Source organism: Bacillus sp. MN7755, assembly GCF_054771475.1.
Genome location: NZ_BTRL01000001.1, coordinates 40,645 through 57,694 on the forward strand (window position 1 = coordinate 40,645; position 17,050 = coordinate 57,694).

20 protein-coding genes and 2 pseudogenes are annotated in these 17,050 nt (G+C 36.4%); 9 read left to right on the forward strand and 13 right to left on the reverse strand.

What is annotated here, in order from left to right; all coding sequences use genetic code 11:
• Positions 1–26: 26 nt before the first annotated feature.
• Positions 27–686, forward strand: a complete 660-nt coding sequence (locus tag ACYVEC_RS00235; RefSeq protein ID WP_063222112.1) for an ABC transporter ATP-binding protein — start codon at positions 27–29, stop codon at positions 684–686.
• Positions 670–1,467: an ABC transporter permease gene (locus tag ACYVEC_RS00240; protein ID WP_063222113.1), complete on the forward strand. Its 798-nt coding sequence runs from the start codon at positions 670–672 to the stop codon at positions 1,465–1,467. The genes ACYVEC_RS00235 and ACYVEC_RS00240 overlap by 17 nt, the downstream gene beginning before the upstream one ends.
• 196 nt (positions 1,468–1,663) lie before the next feature.
• Here the strand turns inward: ACYVEC_RS00240 and phnA are convergent, their stop codons facing one another.
• From phnA to ACYVEC_RS00265, 5 genes and pseudogenes are all read right to left on the reverse strand, one after another.
• Positions 1,664–2,005 carry an alkylphosphonate utilization operon protein PhnA gene (gene phnA, locus ACYVEC_RS00245; protein ID WP_000212737.1) on the reverse strand — a complete coding sequence of 114 codons (342 nt, stop codon included), beginning with the start codon at positions 2,003–2,005 and terminating at the stop codon, positions 1,664–1,666.
• 235 nt (positions 2,006–2,240) lie between these two features.
• Positions 2,241–3,034, reverse strand: a pseudogene (locus tag ACYVEC_RS00250) (DUF2628 domain-containing protein).
• 332 nt (positions 3,035–3,366) lie between these two features.
• Positions 3,367–3,459, reverse strand: a pseudogene (locus ACYVEC_RS00255) (CPBP family intramembrane glutamate endopeptidase); the annotation flags it as partial.
• Positions 3,460–3,571: 112 nt separating this feature from the next.
• Complete coding sequence (locus tag ACYVEC_RS00260) at positions 3,572–4,450, reverse strand: nucleotidyltransferase domain-containing protein (RefSeq protein ID WP_080468384.1); 879 nt, start codon at positions 4,448–4,450, stop codon at positions 3,572–3,574.
• Positions 4,419–4,727, reverse strand: a complete 309-nt coding sequence (locus tag ACYVEC_RS00265) for a YuzD family protein (protein WP_044740522.1) — start codon at positions 4,725–4,727, stop codon at positions 4,419–4,421. Before ACYVEC_RS00265 ends, ACYVEC_RS00260 begins: the two co-directional genes overlap by 32 nt.
• A gap of 206 nt (positions 4,728–4,933) precedes the next feature.
• Here ACYVEC_RS00265 and ACYVEC_RS00270 point away from each other — a divergent pair, with 206 nt between their 5' ends.
• The 3 genes from ACYVEC_RS00270 (at position 4,934) to ACYVEC_RS00280 (ending at position 5,817) form a co-directional block, all read left to right on the forward strand.
• Positions 4,934–5,170: a NifU family protein gene (locus ACYVEC_RS00270; protein ID WP_000431159.1), complete on the forward strand. Its 237-nt coding sequence runs from the start codon at positions 4,934–4,936 to the stop codon at positions 5,168–5,170.
• Between the two features lie 130 nt (positions 5,171–5,300).
• Positions 5,301–5,498: a hypothetical protein gene (locus tag ACYVEC_RS00275; RefSeq protein WP_063222114.1), complete on the forward strand. Its 198-nt coding sequence runs from the start codon at positions 5,301–5,303 to the stop codon at positions 5,496–5,498.
• A 103-nt stretch (positions 5,499–5,601) separates the two neighbouring features.
• Positions 5,602–5,817: a hypothetical protein gene (locus ACYVEC_RS00280; protein ID WP_016136920.1), complete on the forward strand. Its 216-nt coding sequence runs from the start codon at positions 5,602–5,604 to the stop codon at positions 5,815–5,817.
• Between the two features lie 57 nt (positions 5,818–5,874).
• Here ACYVEC_RS00280 and yutH read toward each other — a convergent pair whose 3' ends face one another.
• On the reverse strand, positions 5,875–6,876 hold the full coding sequence (yutH, locus tag ACYVEC_RS00285; RefSeq protein WP_063222115.1) for a spore coat putative kinase YutH: 1,002 nt from the start codon (positions 6,874–6,876) through the stop codon (positions 5,875–5,877).
• 120 nt (positions 6,877–6,996) lie between these two features.
• Here yutH and ACYVEC_RS00290 point away from each other — a divergent pair, with 120 nt between their 5' ends.
• On the forward strand, positions 6,997–7,488 hold the full coding sequence (locus ACYVEC_RS00290) for a phosphatidylglycerophosphatase A family protein (RefSeq protein WP_000665104.1): 492 nt from the start codon (positions 6,997–6,999) through the stop codon (positions 7,486–7,488).
• Between the two features lie 20 nt (positions 7,489–7,508).
• Here the strand turns inward: ACYVEC_RS00290 and ACYVEC_RS00295 are convergent, their stop codons facing one another.
• From ACYVEC_RS00295 to ACYVEC_RS00305, 3 genes are all read right to left on the reverse strand, one after another.
• A complete protein-coding gene (locus tag ACYVEC_RS00295) occupies positions 7,509–7,988 on the reverse strand; it encodes a GNAT family N-acetyltransferase (protein ID WP_063222116.1) in 480 nt (159 codons plus the stop codon).
• A 502-nt stretch (positions 7,989–8,490) separates the two neighbouring features.
• Positions 8,491–11,064: an FtsX-like permease family protein gene (locus tag ACYVEC_RS00300; protein WP_460505299.1), complete on the reverse strand. Its 2,574-nt coding sequence runs from the start codon at positions 11,062–11,064 to the stop codon at positions 8,491–8,493.
• Entirely contained in the window at positions 11,048–11,836 is a 789-nt protein-coding gene (locus tag ACYVEC_RS00305) for an ABC transporter ATP-binding protein (RefSeq protein WP_063222118.1), read from the reverse strand. Before ACYVEC_RS00305 ends, ACYVEC_RS00300 begins: the two co-directional genes overlap by 17 nt.
• 197 nt (positions 11,837–12,033) lie before the next feature.
• Between ACYVEC_RS00305 and ACYVEC_RS00310 the strand changes: the two genes are divergently transcribed.
• Positions 12,034–12,615: an NAD(P)H-dependent oxidoreductase gene (locus ACYVEC_RS00310; protein ID WP_063222119.1), complete on the forward strand. Its 582-nt coding sequence runs from the start codon at positions 12,034–12,036 to the stop codon at positions 12,613–12,615.
• A gap of 33 nt (positions 12,616–12,648) precedes the next feature.
• Here the strand turns inward: ACYVEC_RS00310 and ACYVEC_RS00315 are convergent, their stop codons facing one another.
• The 4 genes from ACYVEC_RS00315 to ACYVEC_RS00330 form a co-directional block, all read right to left on the reverse strand.
• On the reverse strand, positions 12,649–13,179 hold the full coding sequence (locus ACYVEC_RS00315) for a hypothetical protein (RefSeq protein ID WP_063222120.1): 531 nt from the start codon (positions 13,177–13,179) through the stop codon (positions 12,649–12,651).
• Positions 13,180–13,296: 117 nt separating this feature from the next.
• On the reverse strand, positions 13,297–14,061 hold the full coding sequence (locus ACYVEC_RS00320; RefSeq protein ID WP_000276467.1) for a TIGR01457 family HAD-type hydrolase: 765 nt from the start codon (positions 14,059–14,061) through the stop codon (positions 13,297–13,299).
• Positions 14,062–14,170: 109 nt separating this feature from the next.
• On the reverse strand, positions 14,171–14,803 hold the full coding sequence (locus tag ACYVEC_RS00325) for a helix-turn-helix transcriptional regulator (RefSeq protein WP_063222121.1): 633 nt from the start codon (positions 14,801–14,803) through the stop codon (positions 14,171–14,173).
• A 79-nt stretch (positions 14,804–14,882) separates the two neighbouring features.
• Positions 14,883–15,323 carry a DUF86 domain-containing protein gene (locus ACYVEC_RS00330; RefSeq protein WP_063222122.1) on the reverse strand — a complete coding sequence of 147 codons (441 nt, stop codon included), beginning with the start codon at positions 15,321–15,323 and terminating at the stop codon, positions 14,883–14,885.
• A gap of 147 nt (positions 15,324–15,470) precedes the next feature.
• Between ACYVEC_RS00330 and glpX the strand changes: the two genes are divergently transcribed.
• Both glpX and ACYVEC_RS00340 read left to right on the forward strand, forming a co-directional pair.
• A complete protein-coding gene (gene glpX, locus ACYVEC_RS00335; protein ID WP_000439090.1) occupies positions 15,471–16,442 on the forward strand; it encodes a class II fructose-bisphosphatase in 972 nt (323 codons plus the stop codon).
• Positions 16,443–16,458: 16 nt separating this feature from the next.
• Positions 16,459–16,725 (forward strand): DUF3055 domain-containing protein, encoded by a 267-nt coding sequence (locus tag ACYVEC_RS00340; protein WP_000392613.1) that lies wholly within the window; start codon positions 16,459–16,461, stop codon positions 16,723–16,725.
• Positions 16,726–17,050 lie beyond the last annotated feature (325 nt).

Below are 17,050 nucleotides of genomic sequence, written 5' to 3' on the forward strand. Positions count from 1 at the left end.
TAACTAGAATCAGAAAGGAGCCATCTATGTTTATATTAAAAGACGTTACATATAAAGATATACTACACATCCCTTATTTACAGATTCAAAAAGAAAAAATCACATGTATTATTGGTGAGAGTGGGAGCGGAAAAAGTACATTGCTTCGCATGCTAAATGATTTACAATCTCCAACATCCGGTACAATTGAATACAACGGAAAGCTGATTTCTGATTATCCTCCTATTCAATTACGACGTGACGTAGTCATGCTTGGGCAAACCCCACCTATTTTTGATGGAACGATTAAAGACAATCTATTAATGGGACTTCGTCTTTCTGAAAAACCATTTCCAAATGATGATGCCTTGCGAAGCGCATTAACGACTGTTAGCTTAGAAAAAAATTTAGAAGACAACGCTGATTCATTATCAGGCGGGGAAAAACAACGACTTGCTTTTGCACGTATCGTACTTATGGATCCACCTGTTTATTTATTAGATGAACCAACCTCGGCACTAGATAGCGATACAGAACGCCGCGTTATGAAACAATTTACTATACTAGCAAAAGAAAAGAAAAAAACAGTTATCTTCATCACACACTCACAACAACTTCCAGAAGAAATTGCGGACGATATTATTGAGATTAGTAAAGCAAACGGTGCAACTAGAAAGGAAGTGCTCTCAGTTGAAGGGCGTTATTGAACTCCAAATTTGGCAACTTGCCGCTGCATATATTTTTATTCTTATATTAATCGGGCTTGTGAAATTAAAAGGAATACCTCGCGAAAAACAAATCGCGCTCGCAACATTCCGTATGACCATTCAGCTCGTACTTGTTGCATATGTCCTTACATACGTATTTGAAAACAGTAATCCATTTTATACAATTGCTCTCATTACTTCTATTACTACCTTTGCAATTTTTAATATTTATAAACGAGTTAACATCCCTATGTCCAAAGAATTAAAACGAGTAGCCGCCCTTTCCATGGTTGCCGGATCAATTGGGCCACTTCTACTATTTATCTTTGTTATTATCGGACATAATCCTTGGTATGCGCCGCAATATATCGTTCCGATTACAGGAATGTTAGTTGGGAATGCCATGACTGGTGTTTCTCTCGGTGCAAATACGTTCTTAAACAATATGAAATCACAAAGAGGTCAAATTGAAGGGGCACTTATGCTTGGTGCAACACCGAAAGAAGCAACTGCTCCGCTCATACGCGACGCTTTTGACTCTGCCATTTTACCAACGATCAATTCTATGGTCGGAATGGGGATTATAAGCTTACCGGGCATGATGACCGGTCAAATCTTAGCTGGTGTATCACCATTTACAGCCATTCAATATCAAATCGCAATTATACTCGGTATTTCAGGAAGTACCGCTTTCGCTGTCATTCTCTTCTTACAGCTTGGATATAAGACCTTCTTTAATAAGCGGTGTCAGTTGAAAGAGGTTGACTATAGTGCGAAGTGAATCGTAACTCTCGCTTGGTAAATGATGCACCTTTCTCGGTGAGTGAAATTATATCGACGATTTTTCGAATATATCTATCATAACTCAAAATATATCAACGATTTTTGAAATATATCGACGATTCGAAAAGGAATATCGACTTACCGACAAAAAATGACATAATAAAAAGAGGAGGCCTATTCGCCTCCTCTTTTACTTACGCCTTCTTAACGAATTGTGATTTTAACTTCATAGCTCCGAAACCGTCGATTTTGCAATCAATATCGTGATCGCCATCAACTAGACGGATACTCTTTACTTTCGTACCGATCTTCACAACTGAAGAAGTTCCTTTTACTTTTAAATCTTTAATGACAGTAACAGCATCGCCGTCTTGAAGAACGTTTCCGTTCGCATCTTTTACAACTTTTGCACCATCATTATTTTCAGCTTCTGCTTCTTGGCCCCACTCATGAGCACATTCTGGACATACGAAAAGAACGCCATCCTCATACGTATATTCTGAATTACATTTTGGACAATTTGGTAAAGTAGCCATAAATTCATTTCCTCCGTTCATTATTTATACGTAAAAATCAAAATTGATGTTTACATCTCGATAAATAAAATTTGTATAGCATTTCTTTATACTGCCATAGTCTCACGTTATTGACAAGCCTACCTGGAATTCTCATTTTTTATTTTATTTTACAAAATTTCAATTCGTATGGTGTTTCTAAGTAAAAAAGAAGAACCTTCACAAGGTTCTCCTTTTCAAAATGAACGAGTTCTGACTAGAATCCCCAACCATTTTCTTCAATGTAAAATTGATACTCTTCTAACTCATCTTCGCTTAACTTCTTATTATTCTCATATACTTCTTGCCATTCAAAATAGTCTTCACTGAAATAAACAGCAAATTTAATTTTCACGTTTTTCTTCTCTGTATAATCATAACCAGTAAACTCTACTACATCATAATCTTGTTCTTTCTTCACAAACTTCCAAGTTGGATTATCCGTCATAATCTCTAAAGTAATACCTTCACTACTTGAACGAACGACATTTTTAATATTCGGCTCAGTTGGTAAAAGTGAGAGTCCGAACATAGCTCCACCAAATACTATCATCACTATAACCTGTAAACCAATCATGCCAGCAAAACTAGCGTTGCCCTTTGATTGTAAGTAATATGCCTTCTCATGATCAGGCGTACTTCTCCCTTATGTAGAACATGAACAGCATGCTTATAATATAAACGGTTTCCTTGCCATCCAGTAAATATCATCGTTCCTAACTGAAGAACTAAACTACATGTTAAATAAATCCCATCTGGAATATCTATAAAAGGAGTTACAACGATACTAGGTACCGCCAATAACGTAAGTATAATAAACAACTTATACATTTTACGATAAGCTAACCAAAAAGTTGGGAAGAAAAATGCCACCCAATTCCACGTATTCCCTTGCGCTGGATTTTCTACTTTGCCCCATTTAAAGTCATAATAAGCTGTATTCTTTTGAACAACTTTATGTAACTCTTGCGGGGAATTTGTTTCTTGTAAAACAGTTTCCTTCACGTACATCATCCTTTTCTTCTTTCTACATACATGTATTTTATAGAAAGAAAAAGAAGTAATCTAACAAAAAGTACATATATTTCATAAAAATGAACAGAAATCGAATATATTCCTACAATTTCCCGTTTATTATTCCATTTATAAGTATTTCAATATATTAAAATACTTATAAATGATAGGTTTAATACACTAAGTTAAACATTTTGTATATTTGATAATAAAAATGTTTCACATGAAACTATTTATATTTTGTATTACCTTGCCTCTACACAATGCGTGTAAAGCCCTTTCTACTTACTACAAAATAGGAAAGACGCCCTTTTCAAAAAGGCGTCTTTTTACAGTTGAAAATTCAATAATGAATAGAATGAATTGTTTAATACATGAATCCCAATTGGAACGAGTAAATTATTTGTTTTCTTATATGTAACTAATTCCGTGTCCATCATACCCCTCCAGTATAATTAAACCTTTTTAACCATTATATCCCAAATTAAATATAAAAAAAGACAATACAACCAATTGTATTGTCCGTTTTCTTCCCTACCATTTCCCTCTACACGTCTCAATTAAGTGCAGCAAATACCTCTTCGTCATATCTGCCCTTCTCCACCTTGAGAGCATTCGCTTTTCTTTTGGGTTCTGCCGTATTCTCACTACTTCTTTTAATAAAAGCTCCCATTCTTCCGCTGAACGTTCTAACAAATATTGCAATCCTCTATCTTTTGAAACGATTATTTTATGATCTAGTGTATATAAAATACGCCCCATCGTAACGACCGCTGATTCTACCCACTCTTCTATAAAGAATAAATATGGCTGCTTCGCCTTCCCACTCCAGTACTGTTCTACGTTGTATTTCATCGTATTTACTACATCATCCCACCTTATTTGAAACGAAAGGTCTTCTGCTTCTTTCCCGGTAACTGTAATACCTTGATTTTTCAATGTCCACCATGTGACTGCATTAATATCCCAATGTCCTATATTCGCCTTACCATCTGCACAATACACGTACTCATTCATTTCATCGTTGTATTTTCCTAAATCAGCAAGCGGAATATACATACCATCCATTCTTTTACCTAACGTACTACCACTAAGTTTCTTATGTAATTCTACAAGTTGTTGTTTTTCAGCCTCATTCACGGAATCACTTATTACCGTAACAAAATCAACATCGCTCGTTTCTACATGAAATGCACCAAGTGCGATAGACCCGTAAATATATACCCCGACTATTTTTTCATCCAAAAAAATTTCTTTTAATTCTACTGTGTACCGCTCCATTAACTGTTGTACTTCTGTTGGTAACGCATGCTTCACTCCATTTTTCACATCTATCCCTCCAATAAAAAAAGCCTTTGCAAATTCGCAAAGACTTCCTGCTTTATAAATATTTCTCGATTTCTTCGTAAACATCCTTCAAACGAGGATTTCCTTCTCCAACAATTTCTCCATTTACAAGAACGACTGGATAAAATAAATCTTCTTCCACTACTCGCTCTGCGAATGCTTTCTTATCTTCATCTTCTTGTTCTTCTTGAAAATCAATATACTCGAAATTAAATTTATTTTCTTTTCCTTCATATTTACGACCAATCGCCGCTTGTAACCACTCAAACGTTTCTGTTGAAGATGGCATTCCAACGCAGCTCGCACAAATTACTTTCGTCCCATACACTTGCACATTAACCATTTCTTCTCCCCCACTTCTTGTTTCAACAGCATATTCAGATGTCTTAGTACATAAGCACATCATTTTACAAACTTATTCCATACCCCTATACTGAAAAAACACGTTGTAAACATGATAAAAAATTTCGACAATAAAACAAGAACAGAAAAAATAGATTTTCCCCTCTATCTTGATTATAATAAAACTGATGAAAGGAGTCGATAAAAATGGAAAACCCACATATGCAAGAACAAGTACTAGAAGTATTAGATAAATTACGTCCATTCTTACTTCGCGATGGCGGAGACGTTGAGTTAGTAGACATTGAAGAAGGTATCGTAAAATTACGCCTTATGGGTGCATGCGGAAGCTGCCCAAGTTCTACAATCACACTAAAAGCTGGTATCGAGCGCGCGTTACTTGAAGAAGTACCAGGCGTTATCGAAGTAGAACAAGTATTTTAATTTAAAGCGGAAGCGGCTCGTTCAGAACAGGAGGTCATTGGAGCTCCTGACGAAGAGGCGCTTTTTGCCTCACAGGAAGGCGCGAAATGGCCGACTGTTCTAGCCGCTGGAGCTGGATATTAATCTAAAAGTGGAAGCGGCTCGTTCAAAATGTGAGGGGGATGGAGCTTCTGACATAGAGGCGCTTTTTGCCTCGGCGGAAGAAGCGAAGCCACCGAACATTTTAGCCGCTGGAGCTGGATATTATCTAGCGGCTCGTTCAAAGTCACTTGCTAAAGGAGACCAAATTTGGTCTCCTTTTTTTATTCAAATATCACTTATGCGTTAACATCATAAAACAAAATTGGAAATCCTTCTCAAAAAATGCGATAATTGATACTATATAGTGAATCGTTCACACATATAAAGTAAAAAACATAGGGGGACGACACATGCCAAAAATGGGGAACACTTTTTTAACAATTCAAGAACTAGAAAAGAAAAAAGAGTATTTATTAGACCTTTCATCCGTTATACCAACATGGAATGCGAGCTATCAATTTTTATTTAAAGAAATCCAGCAAGAATTATTGAGTAAAGTAAATGAAAAACTCGAAAAGCATCAATTCGTTTTAAATATATGTGCAGATCAACAGGTAGGGGCATAATGTATTACATACAATTGTAGTATAAAAAAAGAGACCTCAATCGGTCTCTTTTTTATTTTAAGACAGCCAATCTAATTTCCTAATCCCGAGCTTATCGACTGGTAAACGAAGTGAGCCATAAAAATGCTTCATAAATTGCTCAGAGCGGTTCACATCGTGTAAAATGGCTTCTAAGCGATCTCTATATATGCTTTTTTGTTCTTCATTTCCAGTTTGGTAATATCGTTCGACTGTTTCAAAATAGTGAAGCGGGAACAAGAGTCTTGCAAATAATAGGCGCCAACCAAATGAGGATAGTGAATAATTTCGTTCATAATCTGTAACAAATTGAACGATTGTTTGCTCCCAGTCTTTCTTTTTTTCTATCATCATATAGCGGATCAATTCTGCCATATCTCGAGTTGGGTGATCATACACCCAGTCAAAAGGAAGTTTGAGACGCTTCGTTTGATGCCATAATAAAGGTGTGAATCGTTCTTGGCAAATTGTTGCTGCATCAGTTAGTTGCGGCGTATCATCCATTTCTGTATCAACAACATATTGAATTGCATTTTCTGCAACTCCTAAGTAATACGGGAAGGATTCAATAAACAATTGATCGAATACGTCTGTAGGGTGGTTCATCACTTGTGATTGCCAAAACTTTTCTAATTGATCGAGCCTTTTTTCCCATAACGCTTTCCATTCACCAATACGGCTTAATTGCTCAACTTCTTCTGGAAAGAATGCACCTCGTTTATGGAATATAGAAAGCTCACTTCCTAATGACGTAGCATGTCGTTCTAACGCACGCATACCTTTTAATAAGCAGTAATTTTGTTCTTCTATCTCGCTTACATAGTAGCCGTGTATAGTCGGAACGAAAGTCGCTACAGTTAAATCCCCTTGCTGGTTCATATAGTCACTGAGCTTTTTCATCTCTACAAGTACTTCTTCCTCCATTTCTCCAATTGGAACAAGTACATAAATTTTGTTGCGAATCCAAAAGCTTTTATAGGGGCCAAGGGGGATTAATTCTTTAACATGCATGTGATAATGCTCATAAATATGATGAATCATCGCAGTCGCCACCTATGGTTTTTCTTTATATATATGAGCTTGTGCTCGCCTTTCATTCCTATGCACATGATAAAGCAACGAAACGTATACAAATACTAAAAAGAAAAAAAGGTGATAAACATGAAAGAATCAAATCAACTACAAGAAAGAGCATTACAACTATTACAAGAACGCGGTGTAACAATTGACGATATTGCTGAGCTTGTTCATTTTCTTCAAAAAAAATATCATCCAAATTTAGAGATGTCAGAATGCCGTTATAACGTTGAGCGTGTATTATCAAAACGTGAAGTACAAAATGCACTGATTACAGGTATCGAACTCGATGTCCTTACTGAAAAAGGAATGTTAAGTCAGCCGTTACAAGATATCGTAAAACGTGATGAAGGCTTATACGGAATTGATGAAGTGATCGCACTTTCTATCGTTAATGTGTACGGTTCTATCGGTTTCACGAACTTTGGATATATCGATAAATTAAAACCTGGTATTTTAGAATACTTAAATGATAAATCATCTGGAAAGGTGCATACATTCCTTGATGATATCGTTGGCGGAATCGCTGCCGCTGCTTCAAGCCGCTTAGCGCACAGAGCTGAGCATTCGGAATAAAATACAAAAGACCGTCAGTGTCATACTGACGGTCTTTTGTATTCCATGAGCATAAATTCTCTCCCGCGGCTTACAAAAATAGGGCCTTGTTGAAAACCTATGTGTTTATAAAGCGTAATCGCTCTTGTATTAAATGTCGCTACACTAAGTCGAAACGTTTTCGGCTTATATTCTTTAACAGCAAAGGCTATCCCAGCTTGAAAAAACATTTTCCCCAGCCCTTTCCCTGTTAACGCTGGCTTCATGCCAAGTCCGATATCAATTACATCTTCTCCACCATATAAATTTGCATCTCTTCCACCGGGCACTTGTGCATTTTCTCCAAAACAAAAATAGCCGATAAACTCCCCATTATCGTTACAACAGCCATAATACGTTCCATCTAATAATTCTTCTATTACTTCTTTCTCACCTGAAAAATCATACAAATTATAAGGTTCTTCGTACGTCCACGTATTTATCTCATTTGCTTCTTCTACCGTTAACTTATGTATATCCATCCTTCTCTCCCCTTATCAAATATTCTATATATACTCATTCATTTTTCGTGCCTCATTTCCCTCTAATTGCAATATGCAGAATTACATACGCACAGCCATTAAACAAGTGGTACAATTTATTTGAATCGCTGTTGCTACACTTCTTGATTAGAGAAAAGGCGTTAACACGGAAATTAGCGTCTTATCAACCTCAAGCAATTGGCACATTTTGTCATCTTAAAAGACACTCGAAAGAGTGTCTTTTTTTCTATATCCAACAAGGACTTACTCATTTCAAAGTATAAATACATAAAATAATGTAAATCATTACACGCATGAATCACTTTCTAAAAGTTATAAAGTAGATTCAAAATAAAAAAGCACTCTTAACTAGAGTGCTTTTTACTTTCAAACAAGGAGGCTACATATATGGATAGTACTCTCGTATTTAACTTCGGCATTGGTATTGTTATCATTTTATTCGTCTTCTTTGTTCTTTGTATGAGCGGGGTATAGCAATCTTTTATGCTGATAACTCCTTTAAAGTATCACTTAATTTAAACTTTCTTAATTGTAATGACGCAATCAATGCTGCCCCTGCTCCAAGCACCACGCTAGCTAGAGCCAGTATGACAACTTGATTATACGGAATGATAATAACCGTTAACTCTAAGCTTGATAACACAATATAGCTAAACAAAATCCCACCAAAAATGCCAATACAACCAGCTATCGCTCCAAGTAAAGTTCCCTCTAATAAAACGATCCGTCTCATTTGCTTCGGGATAGCCCCTACTGCACGAATCATACTAATTTCAGCACGTCTTTCATGTAAACTTGCGACTATCGCATTCATTAATCCTATACCAGAAATAATGAAAACAATTACAACTAACAAGCGAATTAACATCATCATTTGTGATAATAACTGCTCTTGTTCTTTCAATAAATCATAACTGTTTATAACTTCTACATTCTCTTTATTATTTGTAATTTCTTTTACTTGCTTCTTAATCGCTTCAAATGATTGATTAGAATTTGTCATAACTTGAATTGCTTCATATCCTTGCACGTGAAACTTATCGCGAGCCCATTGTTCATTTACAAAAACATCTGATCCTCTTAACCTTAATCCTTGCTCAATAATCGAAACGACTTTAATTGCTTGTTTTTCTTTTCCCTTCCCTTGTACTTCAAATGTATCATTCAACTGAAGTCCTAAATTTTTAGCTACTTCCTTTGTAATGACTCCCTCACCATCTTGTAATGGCTTATTTAAAATTTTTCCTGAAATCACTTTCGCCTTTGTTACTTTCTGGTACGCTACAATATCGTTTCCTACAACTTCCATTGAATCGTAGTTCAAATTGTTTTTTTTCATAAATTCATACCATTCTTGATTCGCTTCTTTAAAGTCATAATTCACAAGCTTCGCTGTAAAGTCAGTAGCATTCCCAACACTCGATTCCACACCATCAACTTTTCTAACCTTCTCCATCCAACTAAACGGTAATGTTTCTATCCCTTGCGACTCTACCGGAATTCTTACTACTAAGTCCGCTGGTAAATGTTTTTGTAATCCTTTTTTCATACCTTCATACATAGAATTTACATACATCGTTCCGACAAGCGCTAACATAAAACCAAATGCTAATATAGCAACTGACACAGCTGCCTTATTCCGATAACGAATTACATTCCGGCTACTAATCGTCGTTTCAATTCGTAATATCATTTGAAGTGGTTTTGCAATTACTGGTGCTATCATACGAATAAATAACGGAATCGCAAATAACAAACCGACCGCAAATAACAGCGCACCTATCGCACTTGGATTAAAACCGATATACTGCTCTAATATGTTACCCGTGAGTCCAATAACAGTACCAATGATTAGAATGCTAAGGCTAAAAGCGCTCCATCTCTTTTCTTTTTTCTCATTACTAGGAAGACCTGGCCGAAGTGCTTGAACTGACGGAATCTTTCTAACCATGAAAGCAGGTATAATGGCCCCTATGATAGACATAACTATCCCTAATAAAAACGTAATGAGTAAAATCTCGCCTGAAATCGAGAATGATGCTTTCCCTGCTTCCTCAATATTCACCCATTTGTTAATGAATGATGCTGCAATTGTTTGCGTACCTGCTCCAAGAATAACTCCTGCTAGCGACCCAATCGCTCCGATGCATAAAGCCTCTAATAAAACGACTAATATAATTTGATTCGGGTTACTACCAAGTGCACGTAATAATGCCCATTGCTTAAATCGACTTCTGACAGATAAGAAGAAACTTCCCATTATTAAAAGGGCTACAACAAATAAGGCAATACCACCTAAACTGAAAATTAACGGCTTCATTACATTTAGTCGTTCAAATGCCTTATCAACATAAGTACGTTGATCCACCTTTATATTTTCTATCTTCTTATTTACATCAAGAGCAATCGCTCTCTTCACATTTACATCGGCTGTTTTCACTTGAACGAGATTGAATTGATTTGGTAGATTTAATTCTTTTTGAATCCACTGGATTGGAAAATAAGCCCCATGCCCCATTGCCGCCATTAACGGCGGATTTAAAATGCCGACGACTTTCACACTCTTTTCTCCATGTTGCGGGAATGGCAACTTAATCGTATCTCCTACCCGTATATTTTCACGATCTGTATATCCTTTTGTCAGTGCTACTTCAGCACCTTCTTTCGGATATCGACCTTCTAATATTTTATAAGAATGCATTTCTGGAGAATCTTGCTCAACACCCCAATAGGAAGGCTTTCCTGATAGTTCTTTATAATTTGGAAAAGGATAAGGTATGAGTACTTTTGATATTTTTTCAGCATTTTCTAAGCCATCTATTCCTTTTAAACTTTCATTATTTAAATACATATCATTTTTTATATAGCCAAATTGTAAATTATAATCTCCATACCGACTTACTACTTGTTCCTTCACACTTTGTTCTACTGATTGATTACCAAGTAATAACATCGTTGCTAACATAACACCTAAAGCTGCACCGAGAGCAATCAACATATTTCGCAGCCAATTTTGTTTCATTGATTTTACCGCGTATTTAATTACCCATCGCATCACCTTTACCTCCTACTTTAAAGTGACGATTCATAATCTCTTGAATGTGAATAACTTGTTGCGGGATATTTCGAAATTTCCATCCTTTACTTTCAGCATGTTCATGAATCACTTCACCATCTAATAAGAAAACAACTTTATCCGCATGGGCCGCTACGAATGGGTCGTGCGTTACAATGACAGCTGTTTGTCCTAGCTCATCACACGCATTGCGAAGTGCTGCGATTATATTTTTGCTATTTTCTGAATCTAATGCCCCTGTTGGCTCATCCGCTAATATAATAGCCGGCTCATTTGCAAAAGCTCTTGCGATCGCAACCCTTTGCTGTTGCCCACCAGATAACTGTGCTGGTAAATGCTTTTCTTTTCCCTTCAATCCAACAAGTTCTAATAAACGAGTTGCTGTCACCGTTGCCTTCTTTTGCGAGACATTATCTAACAGTAACGGCAACCCCACATTCTCCTCTGCACTAAATACTGGAATTAAATTAAACTGCTGAAAAATAAAACCGATTTTATGCCTTCTAAATAAAGCGAGCTCTTTTTCTTTTAATGTTGAAATCTCTGTACCGTCAACTCGAATACTACCTACCGACGGAATATCTAATCCACCTAACAACTGAAGTAAGGTCGTTTTACCCGATCCACTTGCCCCCATAATACAAACGAAATCTCCTTTTTGAATTTGAAGATTAATACCTTTTAATATCTTTACTTTACTATCCCCAATATCAAATGATTTTTCTAACCTTTCAATTTCAATAATATTCATCCCCATATCCCCTTCTCTCTCTATTTACCAATCTATATATTCTATTCGGAAATGCAAAATCCCTACTATTTTGTATTTTTTTGTCACATACTAATATTTCTCATGTCAGAAAAGTTGACTCTCATAATAAAAGTAACCATAATAGTTACACGAATACATAAAAGCTATTCACATATCCACAAATAGGAGGAAGAACAATGAAACATGCAATCGTTTATGCACACCCAAATACAGAAAGCTTCAACCATGCAATTTTAGAAACAGTAAAAAGTGAATTAGAAGAAAAAGGTCATGAAGTACGTGTTCGCGATCTATACGAATTAAACTTCAATCCAGTATTAGGCGCTTCCGATTTCATCTCATTTTCTCAAGGAAACACACCAGAAGATATTAAAGAAGAGCAAGAGCATATCTCTTGGGCTGATAGCATTACATTCATTTACCCAGTTTGGTGGGCGGGACTTCCTGCTATTTTAAAAGGATACGTTGACCGTGTATTTAGCCACGGCTTCGCTTATGCTTACGGTGAGAATGGTATTGAAAAGTTATTAAGCGGTAAAAAAGGCTTATTATTATCGACAATGGGAAATACGAAAGAAGCATACACAGCAGGCGGTATGTTTGACGCAATGAAGAAAACAGCTGATGTTGGTATTTTTGAATTTACAGGAATTGAAACAATTGAGCATACATTCTATACAAGTGTCCCTTCTGTGGATGACAGTGTGCGTAAACAATATCTTGAAGAGGTTAAAGATGTTGTGAATCGTGCTTTTTAATAAAAAAACTCCGGCTTTAACAACCGGAGTTTTTCATTTCATCATTAATTTCGGAATATACCTTTGAAGAATGCTTTCTAATTCATTCATATCTTCCTGTCTAATAAGTAAATTCACATTGTCATTCATTTTTTCTCGCCCGCGATATAAAAATATATTTTCTTTTGGATTTTCCCATGTTGATGTTTTATAGCCCTTCAATTCTTCGTATGAATAAAAGTTTAATCCATCTACTACACCTTTTTCATATATTTGTACACTTTTAATAAGATGGATGGCTATTAAAGTCATAAAACAACTTGCTACAGCATGAATACCTAGCTGAATGAGAAACTGTTCAACTGTATCAATATCGCCACTTACGTATCGAGCATATATATACATACATTGTCCAATGAAATATGCTGGTCCAAGTAATGCAACCCAACGTCTTTTCACCCGAGGATACATTGCAATGAGTTTTCCTGCGCTTTTTTTCATTTCATTTATTATATATATCTTCCATAGAATAAAAAACAAAACACATAATGTAAAAACAAACATAATACATGACATCCAGTACATTCTTATTCTCTCCCCCTTACATCACTACATTTAAATTTTACATTTTATATACTTATAGTACATATGCAATTATGCATAAAAAAAAACAGGTAACCTCTTCCGGTTACCTGCATTTCATTACATCTTCTCAATCCACTCCGTCAAGTTATGCACAACTTGCGTTGGTTGAACTTCATATTCTGTTAACTTCTCCACAGTTGTGACTCCAGTGTGGACAAGAAGCGTATGCATACCAGCATTGATTCCTGCTAAAATATCTGTATCGTAGTTATCCCCAACCATTAAGGCTTCATTCTTTTCTATGCCAAGCACTTTCAAAGCTTGTTCCATAATGATTGATTCTGGTTTTCCGATAAAGATTGGATCCACACCTGTTGATACTGCTACAACTGATGTTAATGAACCGTTACCTGGTAATAATCCGCGCTCAGTCGGAATGGCAATGTCTCCATTTGTGGAAATAAACGTTGCGCCGTTACGCACAGCAAGACAAGCTTTTGCTAACTTTTCATATGTGATGTCACGATCTAAACCGACAACAACGAAATCAGGATTTTCATCCACAAGTTCAAATCCTTTTTCCACAAGTGCATCATGTAAGCCTTCTTCACCAATCATATATACAGTTGCGTCTTGTTTACGTTCGTAAATGAAGTTTGCTGTTGCCATACTCGTTGTGAATACTTGCTCTGCTTTCGCTGGAATATCGAAACGAACAAGCTTTTCTGCCACTTGTTCTGGTTTGCGAGTTGAATTATTCGTAACGAATAAATATGGAATGCCGCGCTCTCCTAATGCTTTTACGAAGTCGCTCGCTTCTTCAATTTGTTCTTCTCCGCGATACATCGTACCGTCTAAGTCAATTAAGTAACCTTTATACATCGATTATGTCTCTCCTTCTATGCTAACGTTCTCACCTTATCATACCACTCTTATATTACCCGCTTTTTGCAAAGAAAAAAACGCTTTACCTTAAAGCGCCCCATAACGTTCATTTTTTCTCTTTTACTTGGTAAGAACAACTACAATCGCCCTCGCACATGTTTGCTAGCGTCTTTACATCTGCTCCTGCAAATAAACGCTTATACATTTCTTTTTCATCTGCACATACTTGCGGGAATCTCTCGGCAATTTCCTTTAACGGACAGTTTTGTTTTTCAATTACAAAAGAGTTCTCTCCGTCTCTCTTAATTTGAACCATATAACCATTTTTCTCTTGCATAGCTGCTATCTCTTGCACTTTATATGCTAAATTCTTTTGATTACTCACTCGCTTTTGCAACTGTTCTTCCATTCGCTTCGTTCTCTCTTTTAAAACGTAACGAAGTATTTTTTCATCACCCATTCGAGCTAAATCTTCTAGCATATCAATCGCAAATTGCTTATACTCCTTCGGGAATGTATCTTCTCCCTTTTCGCTTAATCCATACAAATAAGTTGGTCTTCCGACATGTTGCCTTACCATCTTAGAATAGATTAAACCATCTTTCTCGAGATTACTTAAATGTCTTCGGATTGCCATTTCTGTAATCTCTAAAACGTCAGCTAGTTCCGCTACCGTGTGCTCTCCCTTTACTTTCAACAATTGCACAATTTCATCTTTCGTCGTACGTGCTTCCCCCATGCTTCAACCTTCTCCCTTTTCTTTCTCACATACAATATAAGATCCCCAAAAAGGTACCTTGGGGATCTTATAAGCATAATTATTCTGGTACAAATGCAGATACAGGCCCTAATTCCTTTTCTAAATAACTGCGAATATTTGCTGGGTATTTATCTACCACTGCAATATGTTTTTGAATCGTCTTATATAATTCATCATGATTCATTTGAATATAATCTTGCATAAGCATTTTTCGAAGAAGGATAATTTCTTTCATTCCTTGTCCATCTTCTGCACTTATCACTCGCTCGTCCATTAAAATATCAATAATATCTTCATAGCTTCCTGGATCGCGCATAATAAATCCATCAATCATCGCATTCCCTACATCTAATACACAATCAATAATTAGATGAGCTATACGTTCTAATGCGTAAAATTCAAACTCGGTTTCATATATCTTTTTCTCTTGAAATGTACTTGTTGCTCGTTCTAAACATACTAGCATTTGTTCTATTTTCTTTCTGTCTACAAAATACATGAATGTCACCTACCTGGAAATTAAAGCATTTACATTTTAATTGTAACGCTTTCTTCTGAAAAAATCGACAATTTTTCGAATTCACCTTTTCTCCGTTATTTGTTATAGTTATATTTGTATGATTTTTGAAATTGGAGGAATGGAATCTTGGAACGTGAACTCGCACTAGAAATTGTCCGTGTAACAGAAGCAGCAGCATTAGCATCCGCACAGTGGATGGGCCGCGGAAAGAAGAATGAAGCAGATGATGCAGCAACTACAGCAATGCGTGATATGTTCGATTCAGTAAACATGGCAGGTACAGTTGTAATTGGTGAAGGAGAACTTGATGAAGCACCGATGTTATATATTGGTGAAGAACTAGGAACAGGTAACGGTCCAGAAGTAGATATCGCCGTTGATCCATTAGAAGGTACAAACATCGTTGCAAAAGGTCTTGCAAATGCAATGGCAGTTATCGCAATCGCAGATAAAGGAAACCTTCTTCATGCTCCTGATATGTACATGGAAAAAATCGCGGTTGGTCCAAAAGCAGCTGGTAAAATTAGCTTAGATGATCCAATTGAAAAAACAATTGAAATTGTAGCAGAAGCTAACAATAAAAAGATTCGTGACCTAACGGTTATCGTTCAAGAACGTGAACGTCATCAAGATATTATTGATCGTGTTCGTGCTAAAGGTGCACGCGTAAAATTATTTGGTGATGGTGATGTTGGTGCTTCAATCGCAACAGCACTACCTGGAACGGGTATCGACTTATTCGTAGGTATTGGCGGAGCTCCAGAAGGCGTTATTTCTGCAGCAGCATTAAAATGCCTTGAAGGTGAAATGCAAGCTCGCTTAGTTCCAATGAACGAAGAAGAAGAAGCTCGTTGTCGTGAAATGGGATTAGAAGACCCTCGTCAACTTCTTATGTTAGACGATTTAGTATCTGGTGATGATGCAATCTTCTCAGCAACTGGTGTATCTGCTGGTGAGTTATTAGATGGCGTGAAATTCCTAGGCGGAGATTTAGCTGAAACATACTCTATCGTAATGCGTTACAAAACAAGAACAGTACGATTCATTAAAACGCATCACCATTTAGATCATAAGCCACACTTAAACTTAGATATTTAATAAAGGAGCCATGTGTATGGAAGAACGTTTCTTTCTGTACGACGATACTGTCGCTACAAAAACGCGTTTCGTTAGCTTTATGGGAGAAAATGAGCGTCATGATTTAGCGCTTTTATACTCTGATCGTCATTACGGTAAAACAATTGTCCTTGATATGCAAAGTAATAAATTTGCAATCATCGGTCCTGACGATTTAAACGAACCAGGCTACTTAGAGCACGCATTTTCTATGACTGAAGAAATTGCAGAAGAACTACGCTCATTTTTATTTGAACTTATATAATTTATCTCAAACACCAGCTATTTTAGCTGGTGTTTTTTCATCGTAAGTATTTTTAATTTTCAATCTTCTATGTTATAATTAAGAATAAATCTATTTGGATAGAAAGGACGTTATCTACGTATGCCAACAACTACTTTGTAATGGACCAGCAATTGGATAGCATTACTCTCAAAAAAGCTCCGTGCTTTTTCAAGGGAGTAGTCTGCCCATTCCCATTACAAAGGAACGTAACGCATCTGTAGTATGATGTTTACGGAGGTTCCTAAGGGGACCTCCTTTTATTTTTGTCTTTTTCTCATGTCTTCATACTACAAGACATCCAAAT

What these genes read in the sequence shown, in the direction of transcription:
- ACYVEC_RS00310 (WP_063222119.1), top strand. Translation starts at nt 12,034, where the DNA reads ATGAAACATGCAATCGTTTATGCACACCCAAATACAGAAAGCTTCAAC.
- ACYVEC_RS00270 (WP_000431159.1), top strand. Translation starts at nt 4,934, where the DNA reads ATGGAAAACCCACATATGCAAGAACAAGTACTAGAAGTATTAGATAAA.
- ACYVEC_RS00320 (WP_000276467.1), bottom strand. Translation starts at nt 14,061, where the DNA reads ATGTATAAAGGTTACTTAATTGACTTAGACGGTACGATGTATCGCGGA.
- ACYVEC_RS00330 (WP_063222122.1), bottom strand. Translation starts at nt 15,323, where the DNA reads ATGTATTTTGTAGACAGAAAGAAAATAGAACAAATGCTAGTATGTTTA.
- yutH (WP_063222115.1), bottom strand. Translation starts at nt 6,876, where the DNA reads ATGATTCATCATATTTATGAGCATTATCACATGCATGTTAAAGAATTA.
- ACYVEC_RS00325 (WP_063222121.1), bottom strand. Translation starts at nt 14,803, where the DNA reads ATGGGGGAAGCACGTACGACGAAAGATGAAATTGTGCAATTGTTGAAA.
- ACYVEC_RS00315 (WP_063222120.1), bottom strand. Translation starts at nt 13,179, where the DNA reads ATGTACTGGATGTCATGTATTATGTTTGTTTTTACATTATGTGTTTTG.
- ACYVEC_RS00300 (WP_460505299.1), bottom strand. Translation starts at nt 11,064, where the DNA reads ATGCGATGGGTAATTAAATACGCGGTAAAATCAATGAAACAAAATTGG.
- ACYVEC_RS00305 (WP_063222118.1), bottom strand. Translation starts at nt 11,836, where the DNA reads ATGAATATTATTGAAATTGAAAGGTTAGAAAAATCATTTGATATTGGG.
- ACYVEC_RS00290 (WP_000665104.1), top strand. Translation starts at nt 6,997, where the DNA reads ATGAAAGAATCAAATCAACTACAAGAAAGAGCATTACAACTATTACAA.
- ACYVEC_RS00260 (WP_080468384.1), bottom strand. Translation starts at nt 4,450, where the DNA reads ATGTTTACGAAGAAATCGAGAAATATTTATAAAGCAGGAAGTCTTTGC.
- ACYVEC_RS00340 (WP_000392613.1), top strand. Translation starts at nt 16,459, where the DNA reads ATGGAAGAACGTTTCTTTCTGTACGACGATACTGTCGCTACAAAAACG.
- ACYVEC_RS00235 (WP_063222112.1), top strand. Translation starts at nt 27, where the DNA reads ATGTTTATATTAAAAGACGTTACATATAAAGATATACTACACATCCCT.
- phnA (WP_000212737.1), bottom strand. Translation starts at nt 2,005, where the DNA reads ATGGCTACTTTACCAAATTGTCCAAAATGTAATTCAGAATATACGTAT.
- ACYVEC_RS00295 (WP_063222116.1), bottom strand. Translation starts at nt 7,988, where the DNA reads ATGGATATACATAAGTTAACGGTAGAAGAAGCAAATGAGATAAATACG.
- ACYVEC_RS00280 (WP_016136920.1), top strand. Translation starts at nt 5,602, where the DNA reads ATGCCAAAAATGGGGAACACTTTTTTAACAATTCAAGAACTAGAAAAG.
- ACYVEC_RS00265 (WP_044740522.1), bottom strand. Translation starts at nt 4,727, where the DNA reads ATGGTTAATGTGCAAGTGTATGGGACGAAAGTAATTTGTGCGAGCTGC.